The organism is Actinomyces succiniciruminis (assembly GCF_900002405.1).
GTDB lineage: Bacteria > Actinomycetota > Actinomycetes > Actinomycetales > Actinomycetaceae > Actinomyces > Actinomyces succiniciruminis.
The window spans coordinates 67,615-81,721 of sequence record NZ_LK995531.1 but is presented as its reverse complement, the minus strand read 5'-3'; the positions used below and the strand labels follow the sequence as shown (position 1 = coordinate 81,721).

Below are 14,107 nucleotides of genomic sequence, written 5' to 3'. Positions count from 1 at the left end.
GAGCCAGGCTCGGCGCCGGCGGCGGTGCAGGATCCACTGACCGCCGGTGCCGAAGCGGCTCAGCTCTCCGACCGGCGCCGGAGCAGTACGGTGCCGGACACAAGCAGTCCTGCAGCGGCGAAGGCGCTGGCGATATTGACCCCGGTTCGCGCCAGCGAGTGTCCGGACTTTCCGGGCACCGGTTGGGCGGAGGCCCGGGCGGTGATAGCCGCCTCGGCGCTTTGGCTGGGCGTGGAGCCCGGGCTTTGGGGAATGGCCGTAGGCATAGCGCTGGATGCGGTCGTAGCCTCGGGTATCGGTGCGGAGGTGGGAGCACCCGCACTGCTGGTCGCCGTCGGCTGCGGCACGGCGCTAGGAGTCCCGGCCTGAGTGGGTTCTGGTGTGGCGATGGGCTGCGTGAGCGTCACGTGCACGGTGTAGGTCATCTGCGTCCCGTCGGGCGCGGTGACCGTGATCGTTGTTGTGCCCTGGCCATCCGAGCGTTGATCAACGCTCGCGTCGACGTCGGTCGGTACGGCGAAGACGGGCGGCTGCTCATCGGCGGTGACGGTGAGTGCGTACTCGGTGACATCGGGGGAGAACCCCTCCACGTCAACACCGCCTACGGTGAGCCGAGAGATTGTCGATACCGAGGACGGAGCCGCGCGCAGGGCGTTTATCTCCACCTCCGAGACGATCATGTGGGTGTTCTCGCGTGCAGTGAGTACGAAGCGCACAGCCGCGGCCTGGATGTTTCCAAAATCGACTGTCACGGTTGGTGCCGTTGCTTGATCTGGGACGGGCACGCTCGGCAGGCTCATCCAGGATCCGGTGTCGGGATCGAGATACTCGGGGACAATCTGCGTTGCCCAGCTGTGTGAGGAGCCGTCCATGTAGAAATACACAGTTGCATCCGTCACCGTCTCGTTGTCCGCGAAGGTGTAGGTGAGAGTGTCGCTGAGGTTCTTATCCGAGGACTTCCAGTTCGACCAAGCCTTATCGGTCAACACGAGGTTCGTCGTGCCCTCGACGGAATAGCCGGGCTCGGTGAAGGTGGCTGTAGGGGCCGACTCGGGGGCGATGTTCGCAGGGGCGACACCGACGACGATCACGTTGAGTGTTGCCGGGATTTCGGCGCCGCCAGAGGATGCGGTTCCCGGTACTACGTACACGCCCACGGTGGCGAGTTGCTCGGCGGTGAGGTCTGAGAAGTCCCAGACTACTGGGGCGTCGAAACGCGAAGCGGAGTCTCCGGCCTGGGCGCGTACCGTTTCCGGCGCCTCTGCACTCACATCCGCGACGGAGGCGCCACTCCGGACCGTGACGCTGGTCGGGTCGGAAGAAGTTGCCGGTCCCACCTCTATCGTGGCTACGACGTCGTCGAATGCGTTTCCGTATGCATCGGTACCGGAGCCGTGGATTGTGACTGTACCCGACGTCGACCAGTCCTGCTCGGACACGTCCCAGGTCACGGAGGCGGGGGCGCCGGGGCCGTCCGCGTAAAGGGGAATGACGGTCTCTGGCAGCACCGGGACTACGCCAACAGACGTGTTAGCGGTGACCGGTTTGAAGCCCGTGATTGTGATGTCCCGGGCGGTCCAGCGCTGGTTGCTGCCGCCGTTGGACTTGTAGGTCCCTATGCGGCTGCCCGCGCTCTGCGCCTGGCCGTTCACCTCCACCACTACGGGGCGGGTGGTGGACACCAGGGAGAAGTCCTCGCCGTTAGTGGTGGTCACGATCCACGTGCTTGAGTCCTCCGAAACGGTGTCGGGAGCGGCGGCAACCGCCGTACCGTCGACATCTGCCAGGACCTGCCCGGCACGGTTGGTGAGTGTGACGCGCTGTTGGTTGGTGCCGGCGCCGGAGAGAGTGTGCACGGTCCACAACTGGTTTGCGGAGTCCGCGGGGGTGAAGTCGTCGATGACTACGCCACCGTTCTTCGCCGTCAGGGACCGGCCGGACTGAACGCCGGTGACTTCGTAGGTGTGGCCGTCCTGAAGGAATGCAGCGTTGTCGGCGACACCGGTGACGCCGTCGATAAGGAATGTGGTGACGGACATCGCGGGAACGGTCAGTGTAGCCGTCTTGGTGACAGGGTCGACGTTGACGGCCGAGCCGGTCACCAGCGCGTTGGCGGTCGGATCGGACTCGGGGGACTCGGTAGTGGTTACTGGGGTAACGGTCGCGCCGGCGACCGAGGCGAACTTGGACAGGTCGATGGTGACTGCGCGTTCCTCGGAGGAGTCATTGATATGAACCATGTTGACTCCGGACCCGTCGGGGCGGATAGCCGCGGTCGACTGTGTGGAATCCGTCGGGATGAGATGGGAGCCGGGGACGATGTAGTGCGTGTAGTTGCGCACGGTGTTGTACTTGGAATTCGTCAGGACTTTGCAGCTCGGATCGGCGTCGCCGTCGGCCAGGCGCCGTTCGGAATCGCCGTTGTCGTTGCAGTCGAAGTCGATGAAGACCGAGCCCCAGTTGAGCCGCTCCACCTTCTCCATGTTGTAAAGATCCTCGACGGGTTGCCAGAACACCCAGGCATCGGGCTCGAGCTCGCGCAGGTCGTCGGTGATGTGCTGGGCCATGCCTAGACCGTTGCCCATCTCGGTGAGGTTCAGCCCGTTCTTCGGGCTCCAGTCGCCCTCCACCTCGCTCATCCAGAGTGACGTGTCATCAACCTTGGCTATGTCGCGGACGACCTGGCGATCGCCCGTACCATAGGTGTGCACGTTGTACTGGTCGACCGCGGCCCGCGACCGGGCGGAGTACGCGTTCCAGTCGGTGACGAAAGTGCTGGGATTGGTTTCATCCATAGCGGAGATGACGGCCTCGGTGCCGGTCCCGGGCTCGTTGAGGCGGGCCTGGAGGACCTGGATCATCTCGTTCTGTGCTTGCGGACCGATGTGGGCGCCCTCCTGCCGTGAGGAGGAGTTGGGCCACTGCTCGCCGCTGCGGATCGATGTGGACCAATAGTTGGTGTTGGGCTCGTTGAAGGGGTCAATCGTGTTCACCTTGATTCCGTGGGCAGATTCCAGCTCATCGACCACGGTGACGAGGTAGTCGGCGAAGGCCTCCATGTCATCGGAGGACAGTTGCTCGGCCCAACCGTCGTTGATGCCTCCGGAGACGAACCCCGACTGGGTGAGGAAATACGGTGGGGAATTGGAGAAGGCCTCCCAGTGCGTGATGTCGGCCTTGATCGCGTCTATCCACCACCGTTGCGTCGCATCCGCAGACAGGTTGTAGGAGTTCATGTCGTCGCCATTCCAGGCGGCGCGGTAACGGCCGCGGTCGGCATAGGTCGAGGTGATGCTCCCCTCATCGTCCGTTGCGTGCAGATCGGGGTTCCACCACCCTTCGACTGCTCCTCCTGGACGTAGGTAGTCGGGAACGTTCGTCGCGTTGCCGCCGCCGATGTTGTAGCGCGCAATGTTGAGGTTCAGCCCCTCCTCGCCGAACACGGCGTCGCGTAGCTGTTCACGGACCTCTTGCGGGTAGTCCCCGGTGGCGTTGGCAAACCAGACCAGGGAAGTCCCCCAGCCTTCGAAGGCGTCCGATTGATAGCTCGGGTTAATGGTGACGGTGACTGCGGTGGCTGCTGACGCCTTGGGTGGCGCTATGCCAACGATTCCAGCAGCCGCAAGTGATGCGGCTGCGAGGGCCGCCAGGGTGCGGATACGTAGCTTCCTCATGAACTCTCCCCATTGAGAAATAGCGGAATATCAGCGATGGTTGCGCAAACATCACTGCCTGTACCGATTATTGCCGCGCCCCACCGCGGCGTCAAGGGTGAGGAAACTTGTTCAGTGCTTCCGTGGCGGTGCCGTGGATGCGCGTACCACCAGTGACGTCGGCACCAGCTCCTGGCCGGTCTCGGCCACCCCGGTGCTCATCATGCGCACCAGGCGGGCCATACAGGCCCGGCCCATGCCGGCAAAGTCCTGGTGCACGGTCGTCAGCGGGGGAGCGAAGTCGGCGGCAAGGGGGATGTCGTCAAAGCCGACCACCGACAGGTCCTCCGGGACGTGCCGCCCCAGATCCTGTGCGGCGTGCAGCAGTCCGAGTGACATCTCGTCATTCGCGCAGAAGACGGCGGTGCAGCTCGGATCCTTCAGCAGAGTCAGGGCCGCCTGGTAGCCGGAGCCGGCCGACCAATCGCCGTGTGCCGGCTCGGGCACCCGCCGTCCGGCCTCGGTGAGCACTTCACGCCAGGCCTTCTCGCGGCGCTGTGCCGAATACGAATAGGCCGGGCCGGTGATGTGGTGGACGGTCGCGTGCCCCAGTGCCAGTAGGTGCTCGACGGCGGACCGAGTGCCGGCGGCCTGATCGGTATCGACCACCGCATGATCCGGGCCCAGGGCGGAATCGACAACGACGAGGTGCTCGACGTCGGGGAGCGTGAAGGACGCGCCCTCGGCGTCGTCGGGCATCGACTCCATCACCAGGATGATCCCGTCGACCAGCAGCTCGCTCAGGCGGTCGAAGGCTCCCGAGACGGAGGCTGTGGTGCGGGACTGCGGTGCCATGAGGGTGACGGTGTAGCCGTGGGATGAAGCGGACTCGGAGATCGCCGCGAGGGTAGAGGTGTTGCCTGTAGCGGTCAGGTCGAACATGACCACGCCGATGTTGTGGAAGCTGCCGCGTTTGAGGGCGCGGGCGGCCGCGTTGGGGCGGTAACCGAGCTCGCGCATGGCTGCGACCACCCGCTCGCGGGTCTCGGGGACCACGCCCTCGTATCCGTTGGACACGCGCGAGACGGTTTGTGCGGAGACGCCGGCCAGCTGAGCCACGTCCGCCATGGAGACCTGGCGGCGCCGTCGTGCGGGCATGATGACCTCCTGAGCTCAACGATGGTTGGGGTCATGGTTGACATAACTGAACCGATGTGACAAGGTAACACCCGTTCACGATGTTTACGCAACCATCCCCGCTGTTGCAATTGTTTGCGTAAACACCACTCTATCGGCCCACTCCGCTCAGTGCAGAGACGGAAGGACAAGGATGTCGGCGATTCCCGTCGCAGCGAGCACCTCCGGTGCCGCGCAAACCAACCCCGCGCCCGAGCGGCGCCATAAACGTCGCTGGACCGGATGGGGCTTCGTTGGCCCCTTCATGGTGGTCTTCGCCTTCGTTTTCCTCGCACCCATCTTCTACTCGATCTACCTGAGCCTGTTCCAGAACCGGATGGTCGGCGGCAACCAGTTCGTCGGCCTGGACAACTACATCCAGCTCTTCGGCGACCCGCAGTTCTGGGAGGCATTCCGCCGCGTCGCACTGTTCCTGGTGGTTCAGGTGCCCATCATGCTGACGCTGTCGCTGCTGGCGGCCTTGGCGATCGACTCTCTGAAGCTCCACGGCACGGCGTTCTTCCGCATCTCCATCTTCATGCCCTACGCGGTGCCCGCCGTGGTCGCCGCGCTCATGTGGGGCTTCATGTACGGCAACCGCTTCGGCCTGGTGGGCTCACTGTCCGACTTCCTCGGTGTGAGCATCCCCGACCCGTTGGGTGCGAACGTCATTCTGGTGTCGATCGGCAACATCGTCACCTGGGAGTTCGTCGGCTACAACATGCTGATCTTCTACTCCTCGCTGAAGACGATTCCGCACAGCCTGTACGAGGCCGCCGCGATCGACGGCGCCAGCGAGTGGCGCATCATCACCGCCATCAAGATCCCGGCCCTGCGCGGCGCCCTGGGTATCGCCACGATCTTCTCCATCATCGGATCGTTCCAGCTGTTCAACGAACCCTCGATCCTGCAAAGCCTCGCCCCCAACGCGATCACCACCTACTACACGCCGAACTACTACGCCTACAACCTCTCCTTCGCCGGCCAGCAGTACAACTACTCGGCCACCGTCGCCATCGTCATGGGCCTGATCACCATGGCCGTGGCCTACTTCGTCCAGCTGCGCGGGAACCGGGAGAACTGAGCCATGCGCAAGAAGACCACCGAGGCCGCCGTCGCCCACCGCGGTTACAACGTCGAGAACCCCCGCAAGAGTTGGCTGCTGACAATCGTGATGGGCCTGATGCTCATCTACACCTACCTGCCGCTGCTGTGGCTGTTCATCTCCTCGACCAAGACCCAGGGGGACCTCTTCTCCACCTTCGGGCTGTGGTTCGGTCACGACTTCGCCCTGTGGGACAACATCCGCGAGACGCTCACCTACAACGACGGCCAGTTCGTGCGCTGGTTCCTGAACACGCTGATGTACGTGGTTCTGGGCGCCGGCGGCTCCGTGCTGCTCTCGGTACTGGCCGGGTATGGTCTGGCCAAGTTCGACTTCCCGGGTAAGAACGCCGTCTTCGCCATTGTCATCGGCGCCGTCGCCGTCCCCGGCACCGCGCTCGCGGTCCCGACCTTCCTCATGTTCGCCAAGCTGGGGCTGACAAACACTCCATGGTCGGTGATCATCCCCTCGCTGATCTCGCCCTTCGGCCTGTATCTGATGTGGCAGTTCACCCGCGACGCCGTGCCCACCGAGCTGCTCGAGGCGGCCCGGATCGACGGCGCGAGCGAGTTTCGTACCTTCCGCCAGGTGGCCCTGCCGCTGCTGGGCCCCGGCATCGTGACGGTCGCCCTGTTCGCGATCGTGGCCACCTGGAACAACTACTTCCTGCCGTTGATCATGTTGAAGGACGCCAGCTGGTATCCGCTCACCATCGGTTTGAACGCCTGGAACGCGCAGGCCGCTACGGCCGGAGGGCAGGCGATCTTCAACCTGGTCATCACCGCCTCGCTGCTCACCATCATTCCGCTGATCGCGGCCTTCCTCGGCTTGCAGCGCTTCTGGCAGGCCGGCCTGGCCTCCGGCGGCGTCAAGGAATGATGCCGCCACTCCAAGCCTCCTTCCGCCTGCCCCTGCGTCCTTCGACTACATCAACCCCCAACCCAAACACTCCCACCAGCACCGCAAGGGTGCGAACTGGAAAGGAAAATCCCATGACCATCGATCGTCGAATGTTTCTGCGCGCCGGCTCTGCCGCGGCCGTGGCCGGCGCTACCTCAGCTCTGCTGGCCGCCTGCGGCTCGGGCTCCTCGTCCTCCGGTGGGGCGGCCGACGTCGATCCCTCCGCCGCAGCCTCGGCCGCGGAGGCGGGCGGCGAACTGCTCGTGTGGGCGTGGGACAACACCATTGAGCCCTGCGCGCAGGCCTTCATGAAGAAGTACCCCAACGTGAAGGTCACCGTGACCAACGTCGGCACCTCCGCCGACCAGTACACGTCCTTGCAGAACGCGATTTCAGCCGGCAAGGGCGGGCCCGACGTAGCCCAGGTCGAGTACTACGCCCTGCAGCAGTTCTCCATCTCCGAGTCCCTGGCGGATCTGACGCAGTTCGGCGCCGCCGACTACGAGGGCACGTTCACCGAGGGGCCGTGGAACTCCGTTCACACCGGTGAGGGCGTATACGGCCTGCCCCTGGACTCCGGCCCGATGGCCATGTTCTACAACGAGGAGGTCTTCACCGAGCTCGGCGTCGACGTCCCCACCACCTGGGACGAGTACCTGGATGCCGCCCGCAAGATTCACGCCGCCGACCCGAGCAAGTACATCGCCAGCGACACCGGCGACGCGGGCGCCACCCTGTCCGGGCTGTGGCAGGCGGGAGCCCAGCCCTACACGGTGGACGGCACCACCGTCACCATTGACTTCTCCTCGGACGAGGCCGAGAAGTTCTCCGAGCTCCAGACCACCCTGATCAAGGAGGGGCTGCTCGCCCCGATCTCCCCATGGACCGACGAGTGGTTCCAGGGGCTGGGCGACGGCACTATCGCCGCACTCGTGACGGGCGCATGGATGCCCGGCAACTTCACCTCCTCCGTGCCGGGTGCGTCCGGGAAGTGGCGCGTGGCCCCCCCCAGCCGCGCTGGGACGCCGACACTCCCGCCTGCGCCGAGAACGGCGGCTCCTCGCTCGCGGTCATGGCCGCCTCCGAGAAGCAGGCGCTGGCCTACTCCTTCGTCGAGTTCTGCTCCGCCCAGGACGGCATCCAGATCCGCATCGACGGCGGCGCCTTCCCCTCCACGACGGCGGAACTCGACTCCGAGGACTTCCTGGGCAAGGAGTTCGAGTACTTCGGCGGCCAGAAGGCCAACGAGGTCCTGTCCCAGGCCGCCAAGGACGTGCTGTCCGGCTGGACCTACCTGCCCTTCCAGGTCTACGCCAACTCCATCTTCAACGACCACGTCGGCAAGGCCTACACGACGGGCGGCGACACCACCATCGCCGAGGGGCTGGCCTCCTGGCAGGACGCCTGCATCGCCTACGGCAACCAGCAGGGCTTCACGGTCTCCTGACCGCGTCGCGCCCACCACGACCGACGCTCCATCCGAATCAAGAGAAAAGGTTCCGTCATGCCCGTTGATCTGACCCGTCGCAGCGCCTTATCCGCCCTCGGCGCTTCCGCTCTCGCCCTTACCCTGGCCGCCTGCTCCGGCTCCGACTCCGACGGCGGCAGCACTGCCGAGGTCGATCCCTCGGCCGCGGCCTCCGCCGCCGCGGCCGGCGGGGAGCTGCTCGTATGGTCCTGGGAGCCCACACTCACCGACGTCGTCGCCGAGTACCAGCGCGCCTTCCCCAACGTGAAGGTCGAACTGGTCAATGCCGGTACCAACGTCGAGGAGTACACGGCGCTGCAGAACGCCATTTCCGCAGGGTCCGGCGTCCCCGACGTCGCCCAGATCGAGTACTACGCCCTGCCGCAGTTCTCCCTGTCCGAGTCGCTCGCGGACCTGACCCAGTTCGGTGCCGCCGACCTGGCCGGCTCCTACTCCGCCGGCCCCTGGGCGTCGGTCGCCTCGGATGAGGGCATCTTCGGCCTGCCCATGGACTCCGGCCCGATGGCCCTGTTCTATAACGAGGAGGTCTTCAATGCGGCGGGGGTTGAGGTCCCCAGCACCTGGGAGGAGTATCTCGACGCCGCCCGCGCCATTCACGCCGCCAACCCGGAGCAGTACATCGCCAACGACATCGGGGACGCGGTCAAGACGCTGTCGCTGCTGTGGCAGGCCGGTTCCCGTCCCTACACGGTGGACGGCACCACCGTCGGCATCGACTTCAGCGAGGAGACCTCCCAGAAGTACGCCGAGCTGTGGACCACGCTGATCGAGGAGGAACTGCTCTATCCCTGCGCCGACTGGTCCGACGAGTGGTATCGGGGCCTGGGAGACGGCACCATCGCCTCCCTCGTCATGGGCGCGTGGATGCCGGCCTCCTTCGTAGGCGGCGTTGAGGCCGGGGCGGGCAAGTGGCGGGTGGCGCCGCTGCCGGCCTGGGAGGCCGGGCAGACCGCCTCCTCGGAGATGGGCGGTTCCTCGCTTGCGGTGACTGCTGCCAGCGATAAGCAGGCCCTGGCGTACCACTTCATCGAATACGCCAACGCCGGGGACGGCGTCGCCAGCCGTATCGCCAATGGGGCCTTCCCGGCCACAACGGCGGACCTGAGCAGCGAGGAGTTCCTGGGGACCGAATTCGAGTATTTCGGCGGCCAGAAGGCGAACGAGGTCTTCGCCGACAGTGCCGCGGCCGTCACCGAGGGCTGGTCCTTCCTCCCCTTCCAGGCCTACGCCAACTCCATCTTCAACGACTCCGTGGGCAAGGCCTACGAGTCCAAAGGTGCCACCTCCATTGCCGACGGGCTGTCCGCCTGGCAGCAGGCATGCATCACCTACGGCAATCAGCAGGGCTTCACGGTCTCCTGACCGCGCCCGCACGACGCGCCGTGGAGTCAAAGCGTGTTTCGGCTCCACGGCGCGTCGTCGCCAACCACCACAGAATCGGCTCAGGTCGGTTCAGGACTAGGCAAGGCACGAATGAACAGCAACGCCACCACCCGCCCCGGCTTCCCGCGGCGCCCGCGCCGCGAGGGCGCGGCCATCCACTTCGGTGCCGACTACAACCCCGACCAGTGGCCAGAGGCCACCTGGGAACAGGACATTGCTTTGATGCGGCGGGCGGGCATAACCGTCGTTACCCTGCCGGTGTTCTCCTGGGCGCATATACAACCGAACGAGGACACCTGGGACTTCGAGTGGCTGGACCGGATCATGGACCGACTGGCGCAGGCCGGAATCGACGTCGACATGGCCACCTCCACCGCGTCTCCGCCCGCCTGGCTCAGCTCCAAGCACCCCGAGGTACTGCCGGTCACCCGCACGGGTGAGACACTGTGGCCGGGGGGACGGCAGCAGTGGCGTCCCACCTCGCCCGTGTTCCGCCGTTACGCCCTGGAGCTGACGCGCCGTCTGGCGGAGCGCTATGGAAGCCACCCTGCGCTGGCCGCCTGGCATGTGAACAACGAGCTCGGCTGCCACAACGCCTACGACTACTCCGACGATGCCGCCGCGGCCTTCCGCGCCTGGTTGCGCGAGCGCTACACCACGTTGGAGACGCTCAACGACGCCTGGGGGACGGCATTCTGGTCACAGACCTACCACCGGTGGGAGGAGATCCTTCCACCCCGCCTGGCCGCCTCCGAGCCCAACCCCAGCCAGCTGCTCGACTTCCGTCGCTTCTCCTCCGACGCCCTGCGCGACCACCTGCGCGCCGAGAGCGAAGTGCTGCGGGCCATCACCCCCGACGTGCCGATCACCACCAACTTCATGGTCATGGGTGACACCTCCGCGATGGACTACCCGGGCTGGGGCGATGACGTCGACTTCGTCTCCAACGACCACTACCTGGACCCCGGCCCCGGCGGTATCGATGAGCTCGCCTTCTCCGCCTCCCTGACCTCCGCCATTGCCAAGGGTCGGCCGTGGTGGCTCATGGAGCACGCCACCTCCGCCGTCAACTGGCGGCCCGTGAATCCGCCCAAGCTCCCCGGGGAATTGATGCGCGACTCACTGACGCACCTCGGCCACGGCGCCGACGCCATCTGCTTCTTCCAATGGCGGGCCTCGCGCGCGGGCGCCGAGAAATACCACGCTGCCCTGCTTCCGCACGCCGGGGAGGACTCGCGCCTGTTCCGCGACGTCGTCGCCCTGGGCAAGAGCCTGGAGGACCTGGCCGCGGTGGCCGGCAGCCCAGCACTGCCCGCCCGCGCCGCGGTCATCTTCGACTACGAGTCCTGGTGGTCGCTCACGCAGGAATTCCTGCCGCACACCCGCCTGGACTATCGCGGCCAGGCCCTGGACTGGTACCGGGCCCTGGTCGCCGCGGGAATGCGAGTCGACGTCGTTACTGCACGCAACAATCTGGAGAGGTACGACCTGCTCGTCGCCCCGCTGCTACACGTCGTGTCCGCCGACCTGGCCGAGCGCCTGCACGCCGCCGTCGCGGGCGGCGCCCACCTGGTGACAACCTACTTCTCCGGGACCGTGGACGAGCACGACCACATCATTCTCGGCGGTTACCCCGGCGCCCTGCGCGATCTGCTAGGCATCCGCGTCGAGGAGTTCAGCCCACTGCTGGACGACGACGCAGCAGCGCTCTCCAATGGCGGCACCGGCCGTATGTGGAGCGAGCGGGTGGAGCTCACCGCTCCCGACGTCCAGGTGCTGCGCCGTTACGAACGTGCTCGTGGCATTGAAGCGGGCGGCCCCGCCGTCACGCGGCGCCCGGTGGGACAGGGGTCGGCAACGTATGTCTCCACGCGCCTGGAGGGCGAAGACCTGGCAGAGCTGGTTGCCGAACTGCTTGCGTCCGCCGGCATCGGCCCGGACCTTCCCGAGCCGTTGCGCGGGCAGGTGATTGCCTCCGCCCGCCGCGGCGAGGCGGCAGACTACTGGACACTCACCAACCGGGGGAACCACGACCTCGGGACTGCCGCCGTCGTCGCCGGGATGTTGGGCGGCGTACCGCTGGGAGGCGCCGACTCCCTCGGCGTGAGCGACGCCGTCGTCGTACGGGTGCCGCGCAACTGAGCTGCCTCACCGCACCTGGGGAATACCCAACTCGTCGCGCGCGGCGCGCATCTGGGCGGCCTCGGCGCGCGAGAACTCGAACTCCGCCTCGCTCCAGTCCCACATCGCCTGGATGAGGGGCTTGAAGCTCTCCCCGCGGCGGGTCAACCGGTACTCCACGCGGGGAGGCACCTCGCCGTAGTCGACGCGCTCCAGGAAGTCGTCCGCAACCAGCTCCCGCAGTTGCTTGGACAGGGTTGAGTCCGACACACCGTGCAGGCAACGCTTCAACTGGCCGAAGTGTCTGACCTCGGCCAGAGCGACGTAGAAGAGAATCTCGATCTTCCACTTGCCACCCACGACCTTCTGCAGGGACGCGATCGCGGGGCACCACTCGATCTTGGGGGCCTCGGCCATGCCGCTCCTCTCCTTCGTGCCGCTAGTACTACAGAAAAAGATAGTACTAGCGGAACCGTAGCGCCATGAGTGACAGTTGCTCCAGATGCGCAGGCCGCGCGCAGCGCGCCGGCGCCCACAACCCCGAGGAGGAACACATGAAGGTGACCTACTGGTCGGACTTCGCATGCCCGTACTGCTACGTAGGCGAGACCCGCCTGCACAAGGCGATCGAGTCGCTCGGCCTGGCCGACGACGTCGAGGTGGAGATGAAGGCCTTCGAGCTTTACCCGGACGCGCCCCGCGAGGTGCAGGGAACGACGCTTGACCGCTTCGCCAGGAAGTACCGGCTGACCAGGGCGGCTGCACGCCAGCGCATCGACTCCATCAGCGCGATGGGGCGGGCCGAAGGCATCGACTTCAACTACGCCACCACGCGCAACACCAATATGTTCGATGCGCACCGGCTCACCAAGCTCGCGCACGACCAGGGCAACACCCGCTTCGAGGAACTCTGCTTCCACGCCTACTTCGTGGACAACGAGGTCATGTCCGACCACGCCGTCTTGCGGCGCCTGGCCAAGCAGGCCGGACTGCCGGAGGCGGACGTGGAGCGCGTGCTGTCCAGTGACGAGTACGCCGACGCCGTGCGTGCCGATGAGCGCGAGGCGCACTCCATGGGGGTGAATGCCGTGCCGTTCTTCGTGGTGGACGGCAAGTACGCCATTTCGGGTGCCCAGCCGATCGAGGAGATGACCCGCGTGCTCACAAACGCGCGCAACGCGGCGCTCGCGGAGGACACAACCGAGGGCGGCGCCTGCGGCCCGGAGGGGTGCGCGATCTGATGGGGGTACAGGTTCGCCCGCTTCTGGCCCGGGGCGTGTTTGCCACCTACGGCTACTTCGTTGTCGATGAGGTCACGCGACATGCGTTCCTGATCGACCCTGGCGCCCAGGCGAACCTGTTTCTGCGTGCCGTGCGCGGGCACGATTGGACCGTGGAGGCCATCCTGCTCACGCACGGCCACTTCGACCATGTCGGGGCCGTGGATGAGCTGCGCGCCGCCCTGGGCGTCCCCGTGCGGGCGCATGCGGAATCCAAGCGCTATTTGACCGACCCCGATCTGAACCTGTCCGCCAGCCATGGTGCGCCCCTGCGGGTCCGCGGTGTGGAGAACTTCCAGCACGGCGACCGCCTGGCCCTGGGGGAGGGCTCGAACGTCGAACTCGAGGTCCTGCACGTTCCCGGGCACACCGATGACTCCTGCGCCTTCTACTGCGAACAGGCCGGCTTCGCGCTGGTTGGTGACACGGTCTACGAGGGAGGCCCCGGGCTGACCATCTTTCCGACGGGGGATGCGGGCAAGCTCCGTGAGAACCTGGAGACCAGGCTGCTCACGCTCCCCGATGGCACGGTACTGCTGTCGGGACACTCCCGCCCCATCACGGTCGCGCGCCTCAGACGCGCGGTACTACGGTGCGACGCGGCCGAGTGATACGGGGCCGACTACCCTGAGCGCCATAGGGCAAGCCGCGACGAGAAGGCTCGGTGCGGCCGGGAGCAACCGAGAAGGATTTGGGCAGCATGGCGCGCGTGGAAGGCAGACGACCCAGCATGGTCGACGTCGGTCGCGCCGCTGGAGTGTCCGCGCAGACCGTCTCGCGCTACTTCAACGGCGGATACGTCTCTGCCGACGCCAGTGCGCGCGTGGAGGCCGCCGTGAATGCGCTGGGGTACGTGCGCAATCGCATACCGCTGCAGATGAAGGCGCGGCACACGAACCTGATCGGGCTAGTGTTGCTGGGGCCGATCAACTACGGCAATGCCGGGATCATGGGCGGCTTGACGCGTGCGGCTCGGGAGGCCGGACAGGCGGTGATGATC

Annotated in this window: 11 protein-coding genes and 1 pseudogene; 9 read left to right on the top strand and 3 right to left on the bottom strand. The window is 66.1% G+C overall.

The window, feature by feature from the left end; all coding sequences use genetic code 11:
• Positions 1-59 precede the first annotated feature (59 nt).
• Together BN1056_RS11720 and BN1056_RS11715 are read right to left on the bottom strand one after the other, a co-directional pair.
• Positions 60-3,674: a glycoside hydrolase gene (locus BN1056_RS11720; RefSeq protein WP_210581436.1), complete on the bottom strand. Its 3,615-nt coding sequence runs from the start codon at positions 3,672-3,674 to the stop codon at positions 60-62.
• A 111-nt stretch (positions 3,675-3,785) separates the two neighbouring features.
• Positions 3,786-4,811, bottom strand: a complete 1,026-nt coding sequence (locus tag BN1056_RS11715) for a LacI family DNA-binding transcriptional regulator (RefSeq protein WP_073327712.1) — start codon at positions 4,809-4,811, stop codon at positions 3,786-3,788.
• Positions 4,812-4,983: 172 nt separating this feature from the next.
• Here BN1056_RS11715 and BN1056_RS11710 point away from each other — a divergent pair, with 172 nt between their 5' ends.
• The 6 genes and pseudogenes from BN1056_RS11710 to BN1056_RS11690 all read left to right on the top strand — a co-directional run bounded on the left by BN1056_RS11710 (position 4,984) and on the right by BN1056_RS11690 (position 11,848).
• Entirely contained in the window at positions 4,984-5,913 is a 930-nt protein-coding gene (locus BN1056_RS11710; protein ID WP_073327710.1) for a carbohydrate ABC transporter permease, read from the top strand.
• A 3-nt stretch (positions 5,914-5,916) separates the two neighbouring features.
• Positions 5,917-6,813 (top strand): carbohydrate ABC transporter permease, encoded by an 897-nt coding sequence (locus tag BN1056_RS11705; protein ID WP_210581435.1) that lies wholly within the window; start codon positions 5,917-5,919, stop codon positions 6,811-6,813.
• Positions 6,810-7,784, top strand: a pseudogene (locus BN1056_RS15105) (ABC transporter substrate-binding protein); the annotation flags it as partial. The gene BN1056_RS11705 and the pseudogene BN1056_RS15105, both read left to right, overlap by 4 nt.
• 41 nt (positions 7,785-7,825) lie before the next feature.
• A complete protein-coding gene (locus BN1056_RS14820) occupies positions 7,826-8,281 on the top strand; it encodes a hypothetical protein (protein ID WP_244671685.1) in 456 nt (151 codons plus the stop codon).
• A gap of 57 nt (positions 8,282-8,338) precedes the next feature.
• A complete protein-coding gene (locus tag BN1056_RS11695) occupies positions 8,339-9,685 on the top strand; it encodes an extracellular solute-binding protein (protein ID WP_073327706.1) in 1,347 nt (448 codons plus the stop codon).
• A gap of 111 nt (positions 9,686-9,796) precedes the next feature.
• Entirely contained in the window at positions 9,797-11,848 is a 2,052-nt protein-coding gene (locus tag BN1056_RS11690; RefSeq protein ID WP_210581431.1) for a beta-galactosidase, read from the top strand.
• A gap of 6 nt (positions 11,849-11,854) precedes the next feature.
• Here BN1056_RS11690 and BN1056_RS11685 read toward each other — a convergent pair whose 3' ends face one another.
• Positions 11,855-12,244: a winged helix-turn-helix transcriptional regulator gene (locus tag BN1056_RS11685; RefSeq protein WP_073327704.1), complete on the bottom strand. Its 390-nt coding sequence runs from the start codon at positions 12,242-12,244 to the stop codon at positions 11,855-11,857.
• A gap of 65 nt (positions 12,245-12,309) precedes the next feature.
• On the opposite strand from BN1056_RS11685, the gene BN1056_RS11680 reads away from it, so the two are divergent.
• The 3 genes from BN1056_RS11680 to BN1056_RS11670 form a co-directional block, all read left to right on the top strand.
• The gene (locus BN1056_RS11680; RefSeq protein WP_210581429.1) at positions 12,310-13,068 is read left to right on the top strand and encodes a DsbA family oxidoreductase; all 759 of its coding nucleotides are present in this window, start codon (positions 12,310-12,312) and stop codon (positions 13,066-13,068) included.
• Positions 13,068-13,718, top strand: a complete 651-nt coding sequence (locus BN1056_RS11675) for an MBL fold metallo-hydrolase (RefSeq protein ID WP_210581427.1) — start codon at positions 13,068-13,070, stop codon at positions 13,716-13,718. Before BN1056_RS11680 ends, BN1056_RS11675 begins: the two co-directional genes overlap by 1 nt.
• A gap of 89 nt (positions 13,719-13,807) precedes the next feature.
• Positions 13,808-14,107 (top strand): LacI family DNA-binding transcriptional regulator (locus BN1056_RS11670; protein WP_210581425.1); only part of this gene is annotated, 300 nt, incomplete at its 3' end.

Coding starts and splice junctions, on each gene's coding strand:
- BN1056_RS11695 (WP_073327706.1), top strand. CDS start 8,339: ATGCCCGTTGATCTGACCCGTCGCAGCGCCTTATCCGCCCTCGGCGCT.
- BN1056_RS11710 (WP_073327710.1), top strand. CDS start 4,984: ATGTCGGCGATTCCCGTCGCAGCGAGCACCTCCGGTGCCGCGCAAACC.
- BN1056_RS11690 (WP_210581431.1), top strand. CDS start 9,797: ATGAACAGCAACGCCACCACCCGCCCCGGCTTCCCGCGGCGCCCGCGC.
- BN1056_RS11720 (WP_210581436.1), bottom strand. CDS start 3,674: ATGAGGAAGCTACGTATCCGCACCCTGGCGGCCCTCGCAGCCGCATCA.
- BN1056_RS11705 (WP_210581435.1), top strand. CDS start 5,917: ATGCGCAAGAAGACCACCGAGGCCGCCGTCGCCCACCGCGGTTACAAC.
- BN1056_RS11715 (WP_073327712.1), bottom strand. CDS start 4,811: ATGCCCGCACGACGGCGCCGCCAGGTCTCCATGGCGGACGTGGCTCAG.
- BN1056_RS11685 (WP_073327704.1), bottom strand. CDS start 12,244: ATGGCCGAGGCCCCCAAGATCGAGTGGTGCCCCGCGATCGCGTCCCTG.
- BN1056_RS11680 (WP_210581429.1), top strand. CDS start 12,310: ATGAGTGACAGTTGCTCCAGATGCGCAGGCCGCGCGCAGCGCGCCGGC.
- BN1056_RS11675 (WP_210581427.1), top strand. CDS start 13,068: ATGGGGGTACAGGTTCGCCCGCTTCTGGCCCGGGGCGTGTTTGCCACC.